Origin of the sequence: Aliiruegeria sabulilitoris (genome assembly GCF_001558155.1) — a bacterium.
Lineage (GTDB): Bacteria > Pseudomonadota > Alphaproteobacteria > Rhodobacterales > Rhodobacteraceae > Tropicimonas > Tropicimonas sabulilitoris.
Genome location: NZ_LOAS01000007.1, coordinates 247,948 through 268,948, shown reverse-complemented (window position 1 = coordinate 268,948; position 21,001 = coordinate 247,948). Strand labels below are relative to the sequence as shown.

The window sequence follows — 21,001 nt, the reverse complement described above, 5'->3', positions numbered from 1 at the left end:
ATATCCGTTTAGGGTTTTTTCAGGCCCTTGGCCTAGCATTGTGCAAAACAGAGGTGCGCAATGTCAGGAAAAATGGAACTGATTCAGGCTTTTTACGACCGTGTCTGGGTCGCTGGAGCCTTGGAGGAAGCCGAAGCCTTTTTCGATTCTACTGCAGAAGCCAGCGGGCTGATGCCCGATCTCGCGGTTGGCGGGGCGGAATTCCACGAATTCGTCGCCGCCTTGCTGGAACAGCTCAAGGTGACGCGGGTTACGCTGGAGAAAACCGTCGAACAGGACGAGTGGATCTCGGTCATGGCCACGTTTGACGCGACAGTTCTGATGACCGGCCAGACCATCTCCGGAAGTGGCATGATGGTAGCCCGCATCGTGGAGGGACGGATTGTCGAAGCGTTCAACTGCCTCGATTTTCTGGGCCTTTTCGAGAAATTGGGCTTGGTTCCGGAAAACGCGCTGGCCCTGTGCATGACCGGCCAGCGGCTTTCCTGAGCGAACAGCGCGGTATCGGCTCCGTTTCCTCGGCCGGAGCAAAGAGCGGCTCTTGCGGGGCTGCAAGAATGACTGGTGGCCTCCAAACGAGAGGCCGCTGGAATTGGCTTGCTGGATCGGTCTGCAGCTGCTCGATCAGGAAACTTCGAGCACAGCCAACTTGCGCACAGTCATGCAACAGACCGCACCCGCCTCGCCGTATGTCGGCGGGACATAGATGGGCTCTGGTTCAAAAGAACAGGCAACAAGTGCAAGAACGACACTGTCGATTTCGAGAGGGGTGAGTTTCATGAACACTCCCTGCCGTTTGCCCCGGCACCCAGGCGCGTCCGAGGCACCTTCGATTGATGCGCGCCACATTACCTTTCAGCAAGAAAATCCAGAGTTTCACTATGTAGCAGCTCTTTTTCTGTGACTTTCTCAGGATGCGCATGAAAAATTTCGTCCATCCGACAAAATGCAAAATGCTGCGGCAAGCCGCGCGCGCCGGGTTTCCTTCCACGCCGAAACCCGTCAGATTCGACATCGACGCGCCAGAACGGGGAGGACTACCATTCCCCTTCGAATCTATTATGCTGGCCGCAACATCACGCGTGGTACGACAAGAAGGAAACAGAGGCCCATGTCGCAAGGCATCGACTACGGAAAGCTCATGCACAGGGCCATGCGCAGCCTGATCCAGGATGTGTTGGGAGAAGTCGCCAAGTCCGGCCTGCCCGGGCAGCACCACTTCTTCATCACCTTCGACACCACTCATCCCGATGTTGCCATCGCGGACTGGTTGCATGACCGCTATCCCGAGGAAATGACGGTCGTCATTCAGCACTGGTTCGATAATCTCGAAGTCACGGACGAAGGCTTCTCGGTCACGCTCAATTTCGGCGACAGTCCCGAGCCGCTCTATATTCCCTATGACGCGATCTACACCTTCGTCGATCCCTCGGTGGAGTTCGGTTTGCGGTTCGAGAATTCCTCTGACGACGACGAGGAGGGCGACTATCTTTCCGAGGTCGAGGATGAAGACAACATTCCCGAGGCCCCGCTTGCCGAAGATGTCGAACCCGACGAAGACGAGAAGCGCGATGCGGAAATCGTGAGCCTCGACAGCTTCCGGAAGTAACCGCGAGGGGCGGTTTTCGGCGTGAGTTGGATTCGCAGTCGAAATCATCCCGGCACGCAACACAGAGAGCAACAGAGCCCCGGCCGCACATCCAAAGGCCGAGGGGCTTGATAATCATCCGGGCCCGGAAGCATCAGCCCCGGACAAGCGGCTTTGGCGGCGCCTCGCGGCGTTCTTTCTCAGCAAACCGCCCCCTGCGGCGCACCGTTCAATTGCCCCCGCGCGCGTCGGAGGCTAAACGGCGTGCAACGTTCACCCGGAGGAATATGCATGTCCCAGACCCGCACCGAAACCGACAGCTTCGGCCCCCTCGAAGTTCCCGCCGACAAGTATTGGGGCGCGCAGACGCAGCGCTCGATCCTGAACTTTCCGATCGGCTGGGAAAAGCAGCCCATCCCGATCGTCCGTGCGCTCGGCGTGATCAAGAAGGCCTGCGCAATGGCCAATGTCGAGAATGGCAAGCTGGACGAAAAGCTCGGCAAAGCCATCATGGACGCCGCCCAGGAAGTGATCGACGGCAAGTTCGATGACAACTTCCCGCTCGTCGTCTGGCAGACCGGTTCGGGCACTCAGTCCAACATGAATTCCAACGAGGTCATCGCCAACCGCGCCATCGAGATGCTGGGCGGCGTGATCGGCTCCAAGGATCCGATCCACCCGAACGACCATTGCAACATGGGTCAGTCCTCCAACGACGTCTTCCCGACCGCCATGCATATCGCCACCGCGATGCAGGCCGAGGCGGTGCTGTTGCCGGGTCTGAAGAAGCTCCATGCCGCGCTGGAGGCGAAAGTCGAGGAGTTCGACGGTATCATCAAGATCGGCCGGACCCACACCCAGGATGCCACCCCGATCAAGCTCAGCCAGGAGTTCTCGGGCTACGTGCACCAGGTTGCCAAGTCGATGGAGCGCATCGAGATCGCGCTCGATGACATCAACGAGCTGGCCCTGGGCGGCACTGCCGTCGGCACCGGCTTGAACACTGTCGAGGGCTGGGACGTCCAGGTCGCCGACAACATGGCCGCGATCACCGGCCTGCCCTTCGTCACCGCGCCCAACAAGTTCGAAGCGCTGGCCGCCCATGACGCCATGGTCGAGATCTCCGGCACGCTCAAGACGGTCGCCGCCTCGCTCTTCAAGATCGCCTCCGACATCCGCCTGCTTGGCTCCGGCCCGCGCTGCGGCCTCGGGGAACTGATCCTGCCGGAGAACGAGCCCGGCTCCTCGATCATGCCCGGCAAGGTCAACCCGACCCAGTGCGAAGCCATGACCCAGGTCTGCTGCCACGTGATGGGCAACGACATGGCCGTCGGCATGGCCGGCTCGCAAGGTCACTTCGAGTTGAACGTCTACAAGCCGATGATCGCCTATAACGTACTGCAATCCATGCAACTTCTGGGCGATGTCTGCTCGGCCTTCACCGACAACCTCGTCGTGGGCCTTCGCGCCGACCGCGAGCGCATTGAGAAACTGCGCGATGAAAGCCTGATGCTGGTCACCGCGCTGGCACCGACCATCGGCTATGACAACGCCACCAAGGTCGCCAAGACCGCGCACAAGAACCGCACCACGCTGAAGGAAGAGGCGATCAACCTCGGTTTCGTGGACGAGGCAACGTTTGATGCCGTCGTGCGCCCCGAGAACATGGTCGGCCCGAAGCCGAAGGCCTGATCTTGGCCAAGCCGATAAATCTCAACCGGGTCCGCAAGCAGCGGGCCCGGAAGCAGGCCCGCGAAGAGGCGGACCGAAACGCGGTGCTGCACGGCCTGCCCAAGGCCGAGAAGAAACGTGCCCGCGACGACGCCCTGCGAGAGAGCAAGCTGCACGCGCAAGGCCGTCTGGACCCGGACGACACCGCGAACGACTAGGGTAAAATCGTCACAAGACCCGGCATTTCCCCTCTCCGCGCTTGCTGAAACGCAGCGTGAGCGCGATGATTTGCGCAATAACAAACGGCGCACAAGACGTTGCCGCCCAAGGGGCGGGTCGAGGCAGGAAAGCGAGAGAGCCAGGGCATGGAGAACATCTCCGGAAAGGCCTTTGCACGGGCACGCCCCGTGAACGCCGCGCGCACAGCGCCGCGCCCCTTCGTGCTGACCGCCGAGGCACGCATCGACATTCCCGATATGCCGCTCCTGCCCGGGGCGTGGCTGCAATCCGCCATCGCCGCCGAGGCGCGGGTGATGACGCCGCAGGGTCCGAAACCGGCCGGACAGCTTCAAACCGGCGACCTGATCCTGACCGTCGACAAGGGCGCCCTGCCTCTGCGCTGGATCGGAAAACGCGCCCTGAGCCCCACCCAGATGGCCGAGATGCCCGAGATCGGCCCGGTCACCGTGCCGCGCAACGCCCTTGCCGGCGGAAGCCCGCGGATGGATATCCGCTTGTCGCCGCTGGCCGGTCTGCTGCTGACACTGCCGGGCGGCCCCAAGTCAGGCGTGTTGATCGAAGCGCGCGAGATGATCGGCCTGCTCGGCATCAAGCCCGCGCCCGCCCGCGCCGTGACCTATGTCCAGCTCATGACCGAGGAACACGCGCTCATCGCAGTGGACGGGTTGGCCGTCGAGACGCTGCATGCCAATGCCCTGCGCCCCCTGCCCGGCAACAGCCGCCAACGCGCCGAGGTGCTGGCCCAGTTCCCGGATCTCGAACATGGGCTGGATCTCTACGGCCCGGAAATCCGCCCCCGCGCCGAGCGTCGGCGGTGAACAGACCGGTCAAACATTCCCTGACCCTCTCGGGCCACCGCACCAGCGTGTCGCTCGAAGACGAGTTCTGGAAAGCCTTCCGCGAGATCGCCGCCGAGCGCGGCCAGCCGATCAACGCGCTCGCCGCCGAGATCGACCGCGAGCGCGGGCTGGAAATGGGCCTTGCCTCGGCCATTCGCCTCTTCGTGCTCCGGGACTATCAGCGCAAACTGTCCGGTGGCTGACGCGGCTCCAGCCGCAACCAGATCCCATCCTTCGCCCGGACCGTCAAATGCGCCACAGGGACCGGTTCGCGCCCCTCGACGGGCGAGATTCGGAATGTCCGGACAAGCATCGCCAGTAACAGGACACCTTCGATCATCGCGAAGCCTGCGCCGGTGCAAACGCGCGCACCGGCGGAAAACGGAATGAACGCTTCGCGCTGGCACTGCTTGCCATTCGCGGTTTTCCAGCGGTCCGGGTCGAACCCGTCGGGATTGTCCCAAAGCCGCGGTTGCCGGTGCAGGTGCCAAGGCGAGATCACGATTTGGCTGGCCTTGCGCACTACGCGATCCCGGAAGCATTCCTCCTGCGTCGCCTGCCGCACCATCATAGGCACCGGTGGATAAAGGCGCAGTGCCTCGCGGAACACATCGCGCGTGAAGGACAGCTTGGAAATAGCTGAAAAGTCTTCCCTTTCCAGATCGATCGCCGTCACAGCCTCCGTTGCCACCCGCTCCTGCGCCTCCGGATAGCGCGCCAACAAGTAGAGCGCCCAAGCCAGCGCCGATGCGGAGGTCTCGTGCCCCGCGAGGAAGAAAATCGCCACCTGATCCACCATCTCGGCGGCCTCGAACCGCTCGCCTGTCAGGGGATCGGTCGTGGTCATGATCTTGGTGGCAAGGTCATCGGGTGCGGTCCCGGCGGCAATCTCGGCTTGGCGGTCTTCGGTCAGGCGCGCGATCAACCCGCGGATCACCTCTGCGCTGGCCCGCGTGGACCGGCGGTGCGGGCGCGGCAGCCAGCGCGGGAGCGGCAGGAAGGCGGCAAGGTTCACCAGCGGTTGCGTACGCTGATAGGCGCGGAACTCGTCGAACACCGCCGCCGCTACCTCGTGCTCGATGGGAATGGAAAACAGCGTGCGAAAGATCACATCCGCCGCCGCATGGCTCGTCTCGGCCTCGATTTCGATGGGCGCGTGCCCTGCCCGTGCCGAGAGACGCGCAATCGCCGCCTGGGTCGCGTCCCACATCGCCGGGAACACTTCGCGCAACCGCCCCCCCTCGAAAGCCGGATCGATGATCCGCCGCTGGCGCTTCCAGACCTCGCCATTGGTCACGAAGACGCTGTTGCCCAGAAGAGGCTCCAGCCCCTCCCGCACCCGGTCCGATTTCGGGAAATCGTCGGGCCGTTCCACCAGCACCGTCTTCACCAGCTCCGGCTGATTGATCATGTAGGAATGGAAGAACGGCGTGCGGAACTCGGCCATCCAGGCGCGGTAGAGCTTCGCCGGCTGCGCCGAAAGGATGTCCTGCCGAAAGAGCCGCACATAGCGTAGCAGCGAAACCCGCTCGGGGCGCGCGGGCGGTTTCGGTGGCAGGTCAGACATCTCGCAACTCCATGCTGGTCTGTTTCGAGACGCATTGGCGTTTCACCCCGGGCGAAGGTTTGCGATGCCCAAGACGCTGACAGAGCGTCTTGGGCCCCGCCGTAATGCGGAAATAGTCATAGTCATTCGGACGGTCGAAGGCGCAGAGATACTGAAAATGCAGCCGGTAGAAACGCCAGCGCAGCGCTTTCCAGCGCTCCGGGCTAAGCGTCTGGCTGAAGGCGGCCGACAGGATCAGCGGCCAGCGCTGGTTCTCGGGCGCCACGCCCGAGACAGACGCCGGATCGGTCAGGGCAAAGGTGCAGCCATCCCCCGGTGCGGTCACGTCGACCCAGCACAATGCCTCGCTGGCGGACAGGAAATTCAGATCCGCCCGCAGCCGGGCCGCCCCCGGCAGCAGCGAGACCATCGGGATCACATGCCCAAGGGTCAGCAGAGACAGGACTGGCCCGTCCGGGCGATGCTTACCAGCGCGGATCAGGTCGGACAGCATGGAAATCGCGACATGCGCACCCAGCGAATGGCCCACGACCAGAACTTCGTCCACATCCGCCTCCAGCGCCTCGGCAATGACCCGCTCGAACGCGGCCATCCGCGCCTCCAATGCCTGCGGATAAGCGCCACCGCTTACGCAGGAAAAGGCAAAGGTATGAAGCAGGTAGCGGGCAAGGACCAGGTTGTCATGCCGTGCGAACCAACGCAGGGTCGGCGCCACCACTACCAGCCCGGCCAGGCCCATCCACAACGGCGCGACTTGCGCAATCGCCCAGCCGATCCCAGAGGCAACGGCCAGCGCAAAGAGCAGTTGCAGCACCAAGAAGACGACCGGGTAGAACGCCCCGATGACCGGCCCCTTGTTGAGCCGCAACACACCGCGAAGCGCCCCGGAGTTCGAATAGGTCCAGATCGTTCGCAGCATTTGCAGATAGGTCTGCCACAACCCGCGCTCCATCGACTCCTTGACGATATCGGACCAGGCCAACAGGACCACCTCGGTCTCGACCTCAGTGCCTTCGATTTCCGCCGCGACCTGCCAGCCGAAATACTCCGCCTTTTCGCGCCCGGATACGGTGACCGAATAGCCCGAGATCGCCGCCTGTGCGCGGGACTCGCTGCGGTATAGTTCTCGGTACTTCCGGGCATGGAACGGGTCGTAGCCGGGCACGTAGATCACCCGGCGGCGCCTCACGGGCCCCGCTTCCGGCGCATCGACGGGCTGGCTCTCATCCATGACCCCATCTATGCCCACAAGTCCCCGGATTTGAAGCGGCATTTACCCCCAAGCGACAATCCGGCGGAAACAGCTGACACAATAGCGAAATTGTAACGAACCGGGAAACCTCGCTGGTTTCAGACGTCTTCCGACCCCCAATATCCCGGCGGAGCCGTCGTCCCCGACGACCAAGGCCACGCCGCCTGCCGCACGCAGCACAGGCTGTCGGGACAGTGACAGGTGGCTCCCCGCCGGGCAGAGCCCGAGCGGGGGTGGCGCCGCTGCGCGGCGTGGAAAATCTGCGTCCTTGCGTTCTCAGCCCAGCGAACGCATGCGCTTGAACAACGCCGAGGAATCCCAACGCCCGCCGCCCATGTTCTGAACATCCTTGTAGAATTGATCTACAATCGCCGTTACCGGCACGGTGGCCCCGATCTCGTCGGCGGCACCGAGGCAGATTTTCAGGTCCTTGCGCATCAGGTCGACCGCAAACCCATAATCGTAATGGTCCTCCAGCATCGTCCTTGCCCGGTTGTCCATCTGCCAGGACGCCGCCGAGCCCTGGCTGATCGCCTCGACCACGCCATGCGCGTCGAGCCCGGCCTTCTCGGCAAAATGCAGCGCTTCGGAGAGACCCTGCACGATCCCGGCAATGGCGATCTGGTTGCACATCTTGGTCAATTGCCCGGCACCGCTCCCGCCCAGCCGGCGGCAAGTTTTTGCATAGGCGCCGATGATCGGCTCAGCGCGCAGGAACGCTCCCTCGTCACCGCCGCACATCACCGAAAGCTGGCCATTTTCCGCTCCCGCCTGTCCGCCGGAGACCGGCGCATCGACGAAACAGACCTGCCGCTCATCGGCCGCTGCATACATCTCCCGCGTCATCCGTGCCGAAAGCGTCGTGTGGTCGACGAAAACCGTGCCTGCCGCCATCGCCTCGAAAGCGCCGCCCTCGCCGGTGCAGACCTGTTTCAGGTCGTCGTCATTGCCAACGCAGGCCATGACGAAATCCGCGCCCGCCGCCGCTTCGGCGGGAGTTTTCCCCAGCTTTCCACCATGTTGCTCAACCCAGGCCTGCGCCTTGGCGGTGGTCCGGTTATAAACCGTCACCTCGTGACCGGCCTTCGCCAGGTGTCCCGCCATCGGGGAGCCCATGACTCCCAATCCAAGAAATGCAACGCGCGCCATATCTTTCCCCCTGTTTGTGCTTGCTCTAGGTTGCGTCCAGACCTAACGGGCTATGCGCCAAGGTCAACGGAAAGGGGCAGTATGGAACGGGTCTTCCGCTGGACATTGCGGCTTTTGACGGTTTTGCTGACATTGATGGCGGGTGCCGCGATGCTGGTTTACTTCTTTGCCAGCCGCTCGCTGCCCGATTACGACGCCACATGGCAGCTCGACGGCCTCAACGCCCCGGTCGAGATCGTCCGCGACAATGCCAATATCCCGCATATCTTCGGGCAGAAGGACGAAGACGTGTTCTTCGGCCTTGGCGTTGCCCATGCACAGGACCGGCTCTGGCAAATGATGCTGCTGCGCCGCACCGCACAGGGACGCCTGTCGGAACTGTTCGGCGCCCGGACCGTCAAGACCGACGAGTTCCTGCGCCGGCTGGACCTCTACCGCGCGGCCACGGAGTCGGTCGATGCGCTGGACGCAACCAGCCTGGCCGCACTCAAGGCCTATTCCGCCGGGGTCAATGCCTGGATCGAGACCATCAACACCGAGGCGCTCGGCCGCGGCGCGCCGGAGTTCTTCCTGTTCCAGCCACAGATCGCGCCCTGGCAGCCCGCCGATTCCATTGCCATCGGCAAGATCATGGCGCTGGATCTGGCCACGCAGATGCAGAACGAGATCCTGCGCGCGAGCGCGTCGCTCATTCTACCCAACGAGCGGTTGATGGATATCCTGCCCGACGTGCCCGGCGACAAAAAGATGGGGGCCCCCGATTACGGCGCCCTCTTCCCCGATCTGCCAAAATTCGCTCGGGCGCCGGTCTGGCCAAACGATCCGTTGAACCCCGTCAACGCGCCGCGCCTTTCCGGTGCGTCCAATGCCTGGGCCGCCGCGGCATCCCGTTCCGCCGCCGGTGCGGCGCTTGTTGCCAACGATCCCCATCTCGGCCTGTCCGCGCCGACGATCTGGTACCTGGCCCGGCTCGAACTGAAATCGGGCGGCGTCATCGGCGCAACCATCCCGGGGCTTCCCTCCATCATGGCGGGACGGTCCGAAAAGCTCGGCTGGGCGCTGACCGCCGCTTATGCCGATGATCAGGACCTCTACATGGAGGAGCTGAACCCGGCCGACACCCAGAGCTATCGCACGCCGGATGGTTGGAAAGCGTTCCGCACCGAGCGCTCCATTATCGAGGTGAAGGACTCCGATCCCGTCACGATCACCCTGCGCTGGACGGAGAACGGCCCCGTCCTGCCACGGAGCCATTTCGGCCTCGACGGCATTACGCCCTCCGGCCATGTCGCGGCCCTCGCCTGGACGGCACTTTCAAGCGAAGACAGCTCGTACCAGGCAGCGCTGAAACTGATGAAGGCCGATACGATCGAGGCGGCGATCGCCGCCGGCGCCCATCACGTCGCCCCCGCCGTCAACATGATCCTGGCCGACCGGGAGGGCGTTGCGTTGCAACTCATGGGCCGGCTGCCCGCACGCGACCCGCAACATGTCAGCAAGGGGCGCCTGCCCTCGCTCGGATGGCAGGATCGCAACCGCTGGCACGGGTTTCTGCCCTACGACGAGAACCCGCGCATCGTGGACCCCGCCGGCGGGATTGTCGGCAATACCAACAACAAGACGACAGACCGCGCTTTTCCCAATCATGTCAGTTACCTGTGGGGCGACACGCAACGCATCCAGCGCTGGCAAAAGCTGATGGCGGAACGCGAGGTCCATACCCGCGAGAGCTTCATCGCGGCCCAGCTCGACACCGTCTCCATCACGGCGCGCACCCTGTTGCCGCTGATCGCACGCGATCTTTGGTATGCCGGCGAGGCCGCGCCGGAAGGAACACCGGAGCGCCAGCGCCAACGCGCGCTGGAGCTTCTGGCCAACTGGAATGGAGAGATGAACGAGCACCTGCCCGAACCGCTGATCTATGCCGCCTGGTTGCGCCAGCTGCAGCACAAGCTGATCGTGGACGATCTCGGCCCGCTGGCCGACGCCTTCATCCACCCCGAGCCGCTGTTCATCGAGCGGGTGTTCCGAGATATCGACGGCGCCTCGGCCTGGTGCGACATTCAGCAATCGACGATCCTCGAAAACTGCTCCGACACCGCACGCATTGCGCTGGACGAGGCGCTCTTGTGGATCGCGGACAATTACGGCAGCGCGCTGGAGAGCCTTCGCTGGGGAGACGCACACGAAGCGCATCACGATCACCTGGTGCTGGGGGAAACGCCGGTTCTGAAATGGTTCGTCAATATCCGTCAATCCACGTCGGGAGGCGACAACACGTTGAACCGGGCGCTCACCGCCGGCGACGGAGACGCGCCATTCAGCAATGTTCAAGCTGCGGGCTATCGTGGCGTCTATGACTTTGCCGACCCGGATGCCTCGGTCTTCATTACCGCCACCGGACAGTCCGGCCATCCGCTCAGCCGCCACTACGACGATCTGGGAGAGCTGTGGCGTCGCGGGGAGTATATCCCGATGACGCTGGACCCGGATCTGGCCCGGGCGGGTGCTGTTGGCATCACGCGGCTGGAACCACGCTGAAACGCGGCTACCCGCGCCAGTCGATGGGATCCGAACCGCCCGTCAGGCTCCACCGGGACTCAGAGCGCAGGAAAATGCGGGGCGTTGCCCCCGCACTCTGACGAGCCCTTCCCGAGATATTTGGGGAAAGCGCAAAGGAGCCCCCCTTTGGGTTTTTGTCTTTCCCAGAACACCTCCGCCGGAGACACGATCCGAAGCGTCGTTCCCGCGCGCGAGGCGCGCGCCCGGCCTGAGGGGTTCGCCCCGGCAGACAGAAGCCAAGTTCACAAGTCCCGGTAGTACCGTGCTTGTGTCTGGGTCCAGAAAACCTCCACGACCCAGCCCGTCTCGCTCTGCTGCTCGTCTGTCACCACGCGCTGCTCGTGCAGCCAGGCATGCTGCTTGCCCTGGGAGAAATCCAGCGACAGGGTCTCGGAACTGCGCGCGCCATCCAGCGCTTCCGTGACCGCCTCGACGAGGTGGTCCATCCCTTCTCCGGTCCATGCCGAGAGCGTCAGTACGTCCTCGCGCCGCGCGGCAAGCGTTTCCAGCGGTGCCCGGGCCGCCTCCGGCAACAAGTCGATCTTGTTCCAGATTTCCAGGCGCGGCGTTTCATCGGCGACACCCAGCTCGTGCAGGATTGCCTCGACATCCTCGGCCTGCCCTTCGGTTTCGGCATGGGAGATGTCGCGCACATGCAGGATCAGATCCGCCGAGAGCACTTCCTCAAGCGTTGCGCGGAAGGCCGCGACGAGCTGGTGAGGCAGGTCCGAAATGAAGCCCACCGTGTCAGACAGGATCACCTTCTGCCCCGTCGGCAAGGTCACCGCGCGCATGGTCGGATCGAGCGTGGCAAAGAGCATGTCCTTGGCCAGCACCTTTGCCCCGGTCATCCGATTGAACAGCGTCGACTTGCCGGCATTGGTGTAGCCCACCAGCGCGACCACCGGGAATGGCACCTTTGCACGGGATGCCCGGTGCAGGGCGCGGGTCTTCTCCACCTTTTTCAGCTGCTGGCGAATGCGGTTGATCGCGTCGTCGATGGCCCGGCGGTCCGCCTCGATCTGGGTCTCGCCCGGGCCGCCGACGAAGCCAAGCCCGCCGCGTTGCCGTTCAAGGTGGGTCCAGGCGCGCACCAGCCGGGTGCGTTGATAGCTGAGCGCGGCCAGTTCGACCTGCAACACGCCCTCGCGCGTCGCCGCACGGTCAGCGAAGATCTCCAGGATCAGCCCCGTGCGGTCGAGGAGCTTCACGCCCCATTCCTTTTCCAGATTGCGCTGCTGCACGGGCGTCACCGGCCCGTCGACCAGCACCAGCGACACCTCCTGCGCCTTCATCCGTCCGGCCAGTTCCTCCAGCTTGCCGGTACCGAACAGCGTTCCGGGCTGCGGCGTGCGCAGCTTCACCACTTCGCTGCCCACGATCTCCAGACCGGGCAGCGCGGCGGCGAGCGCCACGGCCTCCGCAAGGCCCGCCTGCGCGTCGCGCCGATCGGGGTCGGAGTTTATGTCGGGGTGCAGGACGTAGGCCCGCTCGGAGGTACCGGCGGGCACATCGCCTTCATGATCGGGGCGGGTCAGTCTTCGCCCTCGTAGAGATTGATCGGCTGCGAGGGCATGATCGTTGAAATTGCGTGTTTGTAGACCAGCTGCGACTGACCGTCGCGGCGCAGCAATACACAAAAATTGTCGAACCAGGTGATGACGCCCTGCAGCTTCACGCCGTTGATCAGAAAGATCGTGACGGGCACCTTGGTCTTGCGAACGTGATTAAGGAATGCATCCTGCAAGTTCTGCTTATCTGCAGCCATTATTCTTGCCTTGTTTTGTTATAGTTAGCGGATCGCTGTCTCTCGTGATGGGCGGGCATCGCCCTTGGAGGCTACTATGATATGTGTTTGGGGCAGATTCCAGCCCGAACGTCACTGGATTCGCGGGGTTGCGTCAAAGCAGCCCGGTCCTCGGGCCCATCAGCGCCTCCAGAACTGCGGATTGAACAGCGCAAGCAGGGCCAGCGTCTCCAGCCGCCCGAGCGCCATGGCGATGACCAGTACGAATTTCCCGGGATCTCCCAGAGTCATGTAGGTGAGCGGATGATCCAGCACGATATGCGCCGCCGGCCCCGTGGTGGAGAGCGTGGCAATGGTCAGCACGAGGGATTCGTCGAAGGGAATGCCGGTCATGGCCAGCGCGCTTGCGACCCCGGCCATCGAGAGCGCGAAGAGCATGAAGAAGATCCAGGCCACATAGGCCCCCTGCCGCCGCATCCGCCGCGCGGCCTGCCCGGAACCGCCAACGGAGGAAGGGTAGACCAGCCGCTCCATTTCGCGGGCGGAATGCTGGTAGAGCGCGAAGACCCGCAAGAGCTTCACCCCGCCCGCGGTCGTGGCAACCCCGCCGCCGACAAGCGCTAGCCCCAGCAGGATCAGGCCGGGCGTCTTGAGGCCCGACCAGGTGCTGGCCACATCCCATTCCGAACTGACGAATCCGGTCGTGGTCAGGAAGGACAGCACGCTGAAGGTGGAGCCCCAGAGCGCATGCAGCGCGCGTTGCAGCTCGTCCACCGTGTTCACCTCGTAGGCGCCGATCCAGTGGCGCAGGAACAGCAGGCTGGGCACCGTCAGCACAACGGCCAGCGCGATCCGCGCCTCCGGGTCTTTCGCGAGGTCGCTTGCGCCACGCGGCGTGAAGGTTCCGGCAAAGGTCTGCCGGGTCACGGCGAAGGCGAAGAAGACGAAGATCATCATCTCGCCGGCCAGCCCCGATTGCGCACCATTCATCCCACCGACAGGGCTGATCCCGCTGGTCGCGAGCGTCGACATTGCGTGGCAGATCGCAATGATCGGCTTTTCATCGACCATGACCAGAAGCAACGTCAGCGCCAGTGTCAGGCTGACATAGATCGGCAACAATTGCAGCGTCACCCGCAGCAGGCGCTCGCGCGGATCTCCGACCGTCATCGTGCCATGCCGCCGGCCCGGCCGCACCCCTGCCCCGACGCCCTCGAAGGAGATCACTTCGAACCCGCCAAGGTTCATCGGCGCCAGCAGCGCGAATGCCGCCACCCAGGCCAGGAAACCGCCCATCCAGCCCACCATCGCCCGCCACAGATGCAGCACCGGCGAAAGTCGGGCAGGATCGAACAGTGTTGCCCCGGTCGTGGTCATCGAGGAGACCATTTCGAACCAGGCATTGGCAAATGTTGTCGACTGCACGCCTTGCTGGAACGGCACGGCCAGCATCAGCGGCAGAACGGTATAGGCGGCCACCAGCGCAGCCAGGTGGCTGCGCGACGGGCTCCGCGCCCTGTAATTGGCAAGCGCGACGCCAAGGATGCAGGTCAGGAAGCCGAACAGAACCGCCGACAGGCCGAAGACATGCGCGATGCGCCATTCCTGCAGGGCGATGGCATAGGACGCCGGAATCAGCATCGACAGCGCACCGATCCCCATCATGAGGACGATCAGTGGCAGGGACAGAAGGCGCGACATGACCGGGCTACGGGCTCAGAAGAAATCGATGGAGACCTGCAGAAGGCGTTCTACCTCGTGCACATCATCCGCCATCGCGAAGATCATGACGATATCCCCCTCCAAAACCCTGGTCGTGCCAACCGGTTTGATCACTTCGCCGCTGCGCAGGATCGCCCCGAGCAACGCGCCTTCCGGGAAATCGATCTCGCGAATCTCCTTGCCCGAAATCGGCGAGGTGGACAGAACCTGTGCCTCGATGATCTCGGCCTCGGCATCGCCGATGGAGTAGACGCCGCGCACCCGTCCGTGCCGGATATGGCGCAGGATCGAGCTCACCGTCGTGGCGCGCGGGTTGATATAGGCGTCGATATTGAGCGGCCCCATCAGCGTGGCCATGGTCGGGTCGTTGATCAGCGCGATGGTCATCTTGCAGCCTGCCGACTTGGCGCGCACGGCTGCCAGCAGGTTGACCTTGTCGTCATCGGTGACACAGATCACGGCATCGGCGCGGTCGATGCTGGCCTCGGCCAGAACATCGGAATCCATGCCGTCGCCATGCAGCACGATCGTGCGTTCCAACTCGTCCGCCGCCTTCTCCGCGCGTTCGCGATTGCGTTCGATCACGCGGGCGCGAATGCGGGTCTGGCTTTTCTCCAGCGCCTTGGCCACCGACAGGCCGACGTTGCCGGCACCGATGATGACCACCCGCTCCTGCTTGCGGCCGGGTTTGCCGAAAATATCCAGCGTGCGCTCGACGTCGCCAACATAGGAGGCGATGTAGACCTGGTCCTCCGCGAAAAGCTGGTCGCCCGGATCCGGTGCAAAAAGCCGCCCTTCCCGGCGAATGCCGATCACGACGGCACGCAAGGTGGAAAACAGGTCCGTCAACTGCCGCAACGGCGTGTTCAGGACCGGGCAATCCTCTTCAAGGTCGATCCCGAGTAGCTGTACCTTGCCATCCAGGAAACTCTCGGTGTCGAAGGTCGAAGGCGCCGCGATCCGTTGCAAGGCGGCCTCGGCCACCGCGCGTTCGGGGCTGATCACAACGTCGATCGGCATGTGATCGCGCTTGTAGAGGTCGCGGTAGATCGCTTCCAGATAGCTCTGCGCGCGCAGACGCGCCACCTTCCGGGTCACGCCGAATACCGAATGGGCCACCTGGCAGGTGACCATGTTGACCTCGTCCGAATGGGTCGCGGCGATGACCATGTCGGCATCGCGCGCACCCGCGCGGTCCAGCACGTCGGGATAGCTCGCGAAACCTGCGATGCCCTGGACGTCGAGCGTATCGGTTGCCCGACGCACGAGCTCGGGGTTGTTGTCCACAACCGTCACGTCGTTTTGTTCACTGGCCAGATGACGGGCAATCTGCCAGCCGACCTGGCCTGCCCCACAGATGATGACTTTCATCGCGCCCCGATCCCGGACTGTTCACGCGCCGGGCTTTCAACTTGTTGTGACAGCCATGGCAGAGCCAGCGGGGAGCGTCAACGCCCCGCTCCGCCAGACCACTGACCATTGATGCCGTTAATCGGCCGCCTCGGGATTGTCTTCCAGATGGGCAACCCGTGTGCCGGCCTTGGAAGACGTGACCACGCCAAGCGATTTCAGCTTCCGATGCAGAGCGGAACGTTCCATCCCGACAAAGGTCGCCGTTCGGCTGATATTGCCCCCGAAACGGTTGATCTGGGTCAGCAGGTATTCACGTTCGAACAGCTCCCGCGCCTCGCGCAGCGGCAGCGTTGCCAGCGCTCCCGACAGAACCACGCGCCCCTCTTCGGCCTCGGCCGGCTCCGCGCCCTCCAGTTCCTTCGCGCCGATATCTCCCGAAGAATCCCCAAGGATAAGAACACGTTCGATGACGTTCTTGAGTTGGCGCACATTGCCGGGAAGATGCATCGTCTGCAGCATGGCCACCGCATCCTCGCTCAGCTTGCGCAGCGGCAGCCCCTGGCTTTCGTTGAACGCGGCGATGAAATGATTGGCAAGTTCGGGAATATCCTCCCGCCGCTCATCCAGACCGGGCACCCGGATCGGCACGACATTCAGCCGGTGGAACAGCTCCTCCCGGAACTTCCCGGCGGCGATTTCGGCCGGCAGATCCCGGTTGCTCGACGAAACAACGCGGATATCCACGCGTACCTTGTCACCGCCCCCGACCCGCTGGAATTGCTGGTCGACCAGCACCCGCAGGATCTTGGACTGCGTTCCGAGCGGCATATCGGCGATCTCGTCGAAATAGATCATGCCCCCATGCGCTTCATCCAGCAGGCCCGGCTCTACACCGCGCTCGCTGCTCTCGCGGCCAAAGAGGACTTCCTCCATCCGCTCGGGCTCGATCGAGGCGGAATTGACGCTGACGAAAGGCGCATCCGCCCGGTTGGACGAAGCATGAATATAGCGCGCGGCCATCTCCTTGCCGGCACCGGCCGGCCCGGTCAGCATTACCCGGCCATTTGACTTCGTGACCTTGTCGAGATGCGATTTCAATGCCTTGAAGGCCGCACTCGTTCCGATCATCTCGGCCGACGTCACATCCTTGCGGCGCAACTCCGTGTTCTCCCGGCGCAGGCGCGAGGTCTCCATCGCGCGGCGGATCACCACCAGAAGCTGATCGATATTGAACGGCTTCTCGATAAAGTCGTAAGCGCCCTGCTTGATCGCGGCGACGGCGATCTCGATGTTGCCATGCCCGGAAATGATCACGATCGGGATCTCGGGCTTGTCGCGCTTGACCGACTTGAGAATGTCGATCCCGTCCATCTTGCTGTCCTTCAGCCAGATATCGAGGATCATCAGCGCCGGGGCCTCCTGTTCTATGGCGGCCATGCATTCCTCGGAATTGGCAGCCAACCGCACAGCGAAGCCCTCATCGCGCAGGATATCGCCAACAAGTTCGCGAATATCTCTTTCGTCGTCGGTGATAAGAATGTCGCCCATATCCTTGATCTCCCTCACTAATACTATTCCGCCGCCTGCTCTGTCGCGGCTCTTAGTGGCAGCCGGATCTCGGCCAGCGCCCCATGATGTTGATTTCCCTCGAAGACAGGAGCATCGCGCAGTTCCAGCGTTCCGCCATGTTCCTCGATGATCTTCTTGACGATGGGAAGGCCGAGCCCCGTTCCCTTCGCCCGTGTCGTGACATAGGGCTCAAAAAGCCGCCCGCGATCTTCTGGCAGACCGATGCCGTTATCGGCCACCTGAAGAACGGCGTGGGTGCCTTCCGTCCAGAGCCTTACCCGGATTTCCGGGGAAAACCCTTCGGGTGCTCCCTTTTCTTCAAGGCTTTCAATAGCCTCTCCGCCATTCTTTATGATATTTGTAAGCGCCTGCCCGATCATGGTCTCGTCCACGAGGACCGGTGTCGGCTCCTTCGGCAGATCCCACTGCAGTGCCGCACCAAGCTGTTGACGCTGCAGCGTCACGGCATCCTTCACCAGCTTGGTCATGTCCGAGTCGCGGCGATCCGGCTCCGGCATGCGGGCAAACTTGGAAAACTCGTCAACGATGCGTCGCAGGTCGTTGGTCTGGCGCACGATGACATCGGTCATCGAACTCAAGGATTCCGCGTCCTCCGCTTCCAGCTTGCGCCCAAACTTGCGTTTCACCCGTTCCGCCGAAAGCTGAATCGGGGTGAGCGGGTTCTTGATCTCATGCGCGATCCGCCGGGCGACATCACCCCAGGCGGCCATTCGCTGCGCGGTGACCAACTCCGTCACGTCGTCAAAGGCCACAACATAGCCTTCGAGCTGACCATCCGCGGCCAGCCGTGCCGCCAGCCGTACCAGCAGGTTTTCCATCCGCCCGTCGCGGGTGATGCGGATCTCTTCCTGCGTCACCGAACGATCATCGGAGCGCAGCCGCTCCAGAACACCTGCGAATTCCGGCACAGCCATGGCCAGCGCCCCATGCTGATCGCCGGCATCCTCCGGCAGCTTGAGCAACCGCAGCGCCGCCGGGTTCATGAAATCCACACGCCCCTGCGGGTCCAGCCCGATCACCCCCGCGGTGATGGAGGTCAGCACCGTTTCGAACAATCGCCGTCGCGCTTCGATCTGGGCATTCGTTTCCAGCAAGGTCTCGCGTTGCGCGCTGAGCTGTCGGGTCATCTGGTTGAAGATGCGGCCCAGCGTGGCGATCTCGTCATCGCTCTCCTGTTCGGGCACCTGCACCGACAAATCGCCCTCGCCGACCGCTTCCGCCGCCCCGGCCAACTGCCCGATCGGGCGCGAGAGCCGCTCGGCATACCACAGCCCCATCCAAATGGCCGCAAGCACGAGGATGACCGCGAAACCAAGATAGAGAAGCGAAAATTCGAACAGAATCCGCCCGCGCTCATTCTCAAGCTGGTTATAGAGGCGCACCGATTCCTGTGTTTCGTCCAGAAGAGCGAGGATGTCGCCATCCACTTCACGACTGACGAACAAGTACCTGTCGCCAAAGGCTTTCAGCTTGACCAGGGCACGAAACTCATCGGCATCCCAGTCCTGGATGATCACCGTTTCACCCGCCTCGGCCCGCGCGATCTCCTCCGCGGTGGGGGCGTCATAGCTGAACAGGTAGGACCGCTCGCCGCGTGCCCGGATCCTGGCCGCGGAATCGATCACGAAAGCATCGCGCAGACCGCGCTGCACCTGTTGCTGGCCCTGTGTCAGAACCTGCCGCACCTCGCCATCCGACAGCGCGAAACGGGTCGAGCGGGCCACGTTGATATAGGTTGCCAGGATGCCGGCGTCGGTTCCCAGATCCCGCACATGTTCCTGCTCATAGGCCTCCGCCGCCGCCAGCGAGGCACCAACCACGTTGCGCACACGGTCGGAAAACCACCCCTCCAGCCCGATATTGATCGTCAGCCCGGCAAAGATCGCCACCAACACGGCGGGGATCAGCGCGATGACGGCAAAGGCCGCGGTCAGCCGCAAGTGCAGCTTTGAACCGGCCGAATCCGCCCGGCGGGCCGCAAACATCGCGATCACGCGGCGTAGCACCATGGCGGCCACGACGAGAATATAGACCAGATCCGTCAGCAGGATGAGCCGGAGTCCGGGAGAACCAGCCCCCTGCCCGAGCGGCCCCATCAGCAGGAATGTCGAAATCACAAGCACGGGCGCCAGCACGACCAAGGCAAAGGTCGCGGCTGTCTGCACCCGCCGCGCGCTGCGCATGCGGGTGATTCCGTCCCAATTCAACCGCCTTGAAGCGCCTGCCAAATTGTGCCCCGTGATGATTATGCCACCCAGATCTTGAGGATACCGGGCAACTTACCGCCATATTCCGTGGTCTGAACGAGGAGCGTGCCCTCGACGCCACGGCTATGTTGCGGTTTTACATCAACTTGCGGCGGCGTGTCACGCGAATATCGAGATCGGTGATCTTCTTGCGGAGCGTATTTCGGTTGATGCCCAGAAGATCGGCACATTTCGCCTGGTTTCCGCCGGTGGCATCCAGCGCGATCTCGATCAACGGGATTTCCACCTCCTTGAGGATGCGCTGGTAAAGCCCCGGCGGCGGCAGGACGCCGCCATGCAGGTCGAAATAGCGCCGCAGATGCTTGGCGACCGATGCCGACAGCTTCTCGCCGTCGCCGCCGCCCACCAGAGGTTCGATCTCGGGCTGGTTGCCCAGCACCATCTCCACCTCCGCGCGCCCGATTTCCTCCTCCGGTGAGGTGATCACCAGCCGTCGGACCGTATTTTCCAGCTGCCGCACATTGCCGGGCCAGGAATAGGCGCGCACAAGGTCCATCGCCGCCTGCGACATGCGGCGCGTTCCGGCCCCGTCACGCTCGGCACGGGCCAGGAAATGCTCTGTCAGGAGCGGAATGTCGTCCACCCGCTCGCGCAAGCTCGGCACGTTCAGGTTCACGCCGCCAAGACGGTAATAGAGATCCTGACGGAAGCTGCCCGCCTCCATCTTCTGCATCAGGTCGCCCTGGCAGGTTGCCATGACCCGCGGCGCGCTGTCAGACAGCGCATCCAGCATCCGCACGATACGGCCCTGGGTCTCCATGTCGAGATCGGCCACCTCGTCAAAGAGCACCGAGCCGCCACGCGCCTTGGCAAGGATGGTCGCCGGGCCGTCCGTCGTCGAAAGCTCTTCCGCCCCCGCGACAATGAAGGGCAGCGTGCGGCGGTCGGAGAAGTCGTGGATCGCCCGCGCGATGAGCGACTTGCCGGTGCCGGATTCGCCGGTGATCAGCACCGCGAGATCTGTATTCATCACGCGCGCCACCAGGCGGTAAAGCGCCTGCATGACCGGCGTGCGGCCAACCAACGGCAGGTCGTCGGTGCTGCTGGAGGGCAGCTCGTTCATCGGCCGCGACACCGGCGCGCGCCGCTTCATTTCCAGTGCCTTGGAGGCGCGTTTCATCAGGTCTGGCAGGTCGAACGGCTTGGGCAGGTAGTCATAGGCATCTGCCTCCGCCGCCTGGATCGCCGTCATGATCGTGTTCTGGGCCGAGATCACGATCACCGGCAGGCCAGGCCGTTCCTCGGCGATTTTCGGCAGGGTTTCCAGACCGTTGCCATCGGGCATGATCACGTCGGAGATCACGAGATCCCCCTTGCCTTCCTCAACCCAACGCATGAGCGTCACCAGCGAGGAGGTTGCGTGAACCTTGCACCCGGCGCGCGTCAGCGCCTGGGTAAGGACTGTGCGGATGGTGCGGTCGTCATCGGCGACAAGAACGGTTCCGTCCATTAGA

18 protein-coding genes are annotated in these 21,001 nt (G+C 63.4%); 7 read left to right on the top strand and 11 right to left on the bottom strand.

What is annotated here, in order from left to right; translation table 11 throughout:
* Positions 1-72 precede the first annotated feature (72 nt).
* Entirely contained in the window at positions 73-489 is a 417-nt protein-coding gene (locus tag AX756_RS07420; protein ID WP_068309816.1) for an ester cyclase, read from the top strand.
* Between the two features lie 135 nt (positions 490-624).
* Here the strand turns inward: AX756_RS07420 and AX756_RS07415 are convergent, their stop codons facing one another.
* Positions 625-780, bottom strand: coding sequence for a hypothetical protein (locus AX756_RS07415; protein WP_156461415.1), 156 nt, complete (start codon positions 778-780; stop codon positions 625-627).
* 331 nt (positions 781-1,111) lie between these two features.
* Here AX756_RS07415 and AX756_RS07410 point away from each other — a divergent pair, with 331 nt between their 5' ends.
* The 5 genes from AX756_RS07410 (at position 1,112) to AX756_RS07390 (ending at position 4,541) form a co-directional block, all read left to right on the top strand.
* Entirely contained in the window at positions 1,112-1,609 is a 498-nt protein-coding gene (locus tag AX756_RS07410; RefSeq protein WP_068309814.1) for an SspB family protein, read from the top strand.
* Between the two features lie 270 nt (positions 1,610-1,879).
* Positions 1,880-3,280: a class II fumarate hydratase gene (fumC, locus tag AX756_RS07405; protein ID WP_068309813.1), complete on the top strand. Its 1,401-nt coding sequence runs from the start codon at positions 1,880-1,882 to the stop codon at positions 3,278-3,280.
* Positions 3,281-3,282: 2 nt separating this feature from the next.
* Positions 3,283-3,477, top strand: coding sequence for a DUF4169 family protein (locus AX756_RS07400; RefSeq protein ID WP_068309812.1), 195 nt, complete (start codon positions 3,283-3,285; stop codon positions 3,475-3,477).
* 147 nt (positions 3,478-3,624) lie between these two features.
* A complete protein-coding gene (locus AX756_RS07395; RefSeq protein WP_068309811.1) occupies positions 3,625-4,317 on the top strand; it encodes a Hint domain-containing protein in 693 nt (230 codons plus the stop codon).
* Positions 4,314-4,541 carry a ribbon-helix-helix domain-containing protein gene (locus AX756_RS07390; protein ID WP_068309810.1) on the top strand — a complete coding sequence of 76 codons (228 nt, stop codon included), beginning with the start codon at positions 4,314-4,316 and terminating at the stop codon, positions 4,539-4,541. Before AX756_RS07395 ends, AX756_RS07390 begins: the two co-directional genes overlap by 4 nt.
* Here the strand turns inward: AX756_RS07390 and AX756_RS07385 are convergent.
* The 3 genes from AX756_RS07385 to AX756_RS07375 all read right to left on the bottom strand — a co-directional run bounded on the left by AX756_RS07385 (position 4,517) and on the right by AX756_RS07375 (position 8,306).
* Entirely contained in the window at positions 4,517-5,905 is a 1,389-nt protein-coding gene (locus AX756_RS07385; RefSeq protein WP_068309809.1) for a cytochrome P450, read from the bottom strand. The genes AX756_RS07390 and AX756_RS07385 overlap by 25 nt on opposite strands.
* Positions 5,898-7,136 (bottom strand): alpha/beta hydrolase family protein, encoded by a 1,239-nt coding sequence (locus AX756_RS07380; RefSeq protein WP_068309808.1) that lies wholly within the window; start codon positions 7,134-7,136, stop codon positions 5,898-5,900. The genes AX756_RS07385 and AX756_RS07380 overlap by 8 nt, the downstream gene beginning before the upstream one ends.
* A gap of 297 nt (positions 7,137-7,433) precedes the next feature.
* The gene (locus tag AX756_RS07375; RefSeq protein WP_068309807.1) at positions 7,434-8,306 is read right to left on the bottom strand and encodes an NAD(P)-dependent oxidoreductase; all 873 of its coding nucleotides are present in this window, start codon (positions 8,304-8,306) and stop codon (positions 7,434-7,436) included.
* A gap of 81 nt (positions 8,307-8,387) precedes the next feature.
* Here AX756_RS07375 and AX756_RS07370 point away from each other — a divergent pair, with 81 nt between their 5' ends.
* Positions 8,388-10,847 carry a penicillin acylase family protein gene (locus tag AX756_RS07370; protein ID WP_068309806.1) on the top strand — a complete coding sequence of 820 codons (2,460 nt, stop codon included), beginning with the start codon at positions 8,388-8,390 and terminating at the stop codon, positions 10,845-10,847.
* A 263-nt stretch (positions 10,848-11,110) separates the two neighbouring features.
* Here the strand turns inward: AX756_RS07370 and hflX are convergent, their stop codons facing one another.
* The 7 genes from hflX to AX756_RS07335 all read right to left on the bottom strand — a co-directional run bounded on the left by hflX (position 11,111) and on the right by AX756_RS07335 (position 20,997).
* Positions 11,111-12,379, bottom strand: a complete 1,269-nt coding sequence (gene hflX / locus AX756_RS07365; RefSeq protein WP_156461414.1) for a GTPase HflX — start codon at positions 12,377-12,379, stop codon at positions 11,111-11,113.
* Positions 12,380-12,402: 23 nt separating this feature from the next.
* On the bottom strand, positions 12,403-12,636 hold the full coding sequence (gene hfq, locus AX756_RS07360; protein ID WP_042461931.1) for an RNA chaperone Hfq: 234 nt from the start codon (positions 12,634-12,636) through the stop codon (positions 12,403-12,405).
* A gap of 159 nt (positions 12,637-12,795) precedes the next feature.
* Positions 12,796-14,316: a TrkH family potassium uptake protein gene (locus AX756_RS07355; RefSeq protein ID WP_068309805.1), complete on the bottom strand. Its 1,521-nt coding sequence runs from the start codon at positions 14,314-14,316 to the stop codon at positions 12,796-12,798.
* 15 nt (positions 14,317-14,331) lie between these two features.
* On the bottom strand, positions 14,332-15,708 hold the full coding sequence (trkA, locus tag AX756_RS07350) for a Trk system potassium transporter TrkA (RefSeq protein WP_068309804.1): 1,377 nt from the start codon (positions 15,706-15,708) through the stop codon (positions 14,332-14,334).
* 117 nt (positions 15,709-15,825) lie between these two features.
* The gene (gene ntrX / locus AX756_RS07345) at positions 15,826-17,238 is read right to left on the bottom strand and encodes a nitrogen assimilation response regulator NtrX (protein WP_068309803.1); all 1,413 of its coding nucleotides are present in this window, start codon (positions 17,236-17,238) and stop codon (positions 15,826-15,828) included.
* Positions 17,239-17,261: 23 nt separating this feature from the next.
* Positions 17,262-19,463, bottom strand: coding sequence for a sensor histidine kinase NtrY-like (locus AX756_RS07340; protein ID WP_068309802.1), 2,202 nt, complete (start codon positions 19,461-19,463; stop codon positions 17,262-17,264).
* A 160-nt stretch (positions 19,464-19,623) separates the two neighbouring features.
* A complete protein-coding gene (locus AX756_RS07335; protein ID WP_068309801.1) occupies positions 19,624-20,997 on the bottom strand; it encodes a response regulator in 1,374 nt (457 codons plus the stop codon).
* Between the last annotated feature and the right edge of the window lie 4 nt (positions 20,998-21,001).

Bases quoted from the DNA above. Each gene is read 5' to 3' on its own strand.
- AX756_RS07420 (WP_068309816.1), top strand. From the start codon at position 73: ATGGAACTGATTCAGGCTTTTTACGACCGTGTCTGGGTCGCTGGAGCC.
- AX756_RS07415 (WP_156461415.1), bottom strand. From the start codon at position 780: ATGAAACTCACCCCTCTCGAAATCGACAGTGTCGTTCTTGCACTTGTT.
- AX756_RS07410 (WP_068309814.1), top strand. From the start codon at position 1,112: ATGTCGCAAGGCATCGACTACGGAAAGCTCATGCACAGGGCCATGCGC.
- fumC (WP_068309813.1), top strand. From the start codon at position 1,880: ATGTCCCAGACCCGCACCGAAACCGACAGCTTCGGCCCCCTCGAAGTT.
- AX756_RS07395 (WP_068309811.1), top strand. From the start codon at position 3,625: ATGGAGAACATCTCCGGAAAGGCCTTTGCACGGGCACGCCCCGTGAAC.
- AX756_RS07385 (WP_068309809.1), bottom strand. From the start codon at position 5,905: ATGTCTGACCTGCCACCGAAACCGCCCGCGCGCCCCGAGCGGGTTTCG.
- AX756_RS07380 (WP_068309808.1), bottom strand. From the start codon at position 7,136: ATGGATGAGAGCCAGCCCGTCGATGCGCCGGAAGCGGGGCCCGTGAGG.
- AX756_RS07375 (WP_068309807.1), bottom strand. From the start codon at position 8,306: ATGGCGCGCGTTGCATTTCTTGGATTGGGAGTCATGGGCTCCCCGATG.
- AX756_RS07370 (WP_068309806.1), top strand. From the start codon at position 8,388: ATGGAACGGGTCTTCCGCTGGACATTGCGGCTTTTGACGGTTTTGCTG.
- hfq (WP_042461931.1), bottom strand. From the start codon at position 12,636: ATGGCTGCAGATAAGCAGAACTTGCAGGATGCATTCCTTAATCACGTT.
- AX756_RS07355 (WP_068309805.1), bottom strand. From the start codon at position 14,316: ATGTCGCGCCTTCTGTCCCTGCCACTGATCGTCCTCATGATGGGGATC.
- trkA (WP_068309804.1), bottom strand. From the start codon at position 15,708: ATGAAAGTCATCATCTGTGGGGCAGGCCAGGTCGGCTGGCAGATTGCC.
- ntrX (WP_068309803.1), bottom strand. From the start codon at position 17,238: ATGGGCGACATTCTTATCACCGACGACGAAAGAGATATTCGCGAACTT.
- AX756_RS07340 (WP_068309802.1), bottom strand. From the start codon at position 19,463: ATGCGCAGCGCGCGGCGGGTGCAGACAGCCGCGACCTTTGCCTTGGTC.
- AX756_RS07335 (WP_068309801.1), bottom strand. From the start codon at position 20,997: ATGGACGGAACCGTTCTTGTCGCCGATGACGACCGCACCATCCGCACA.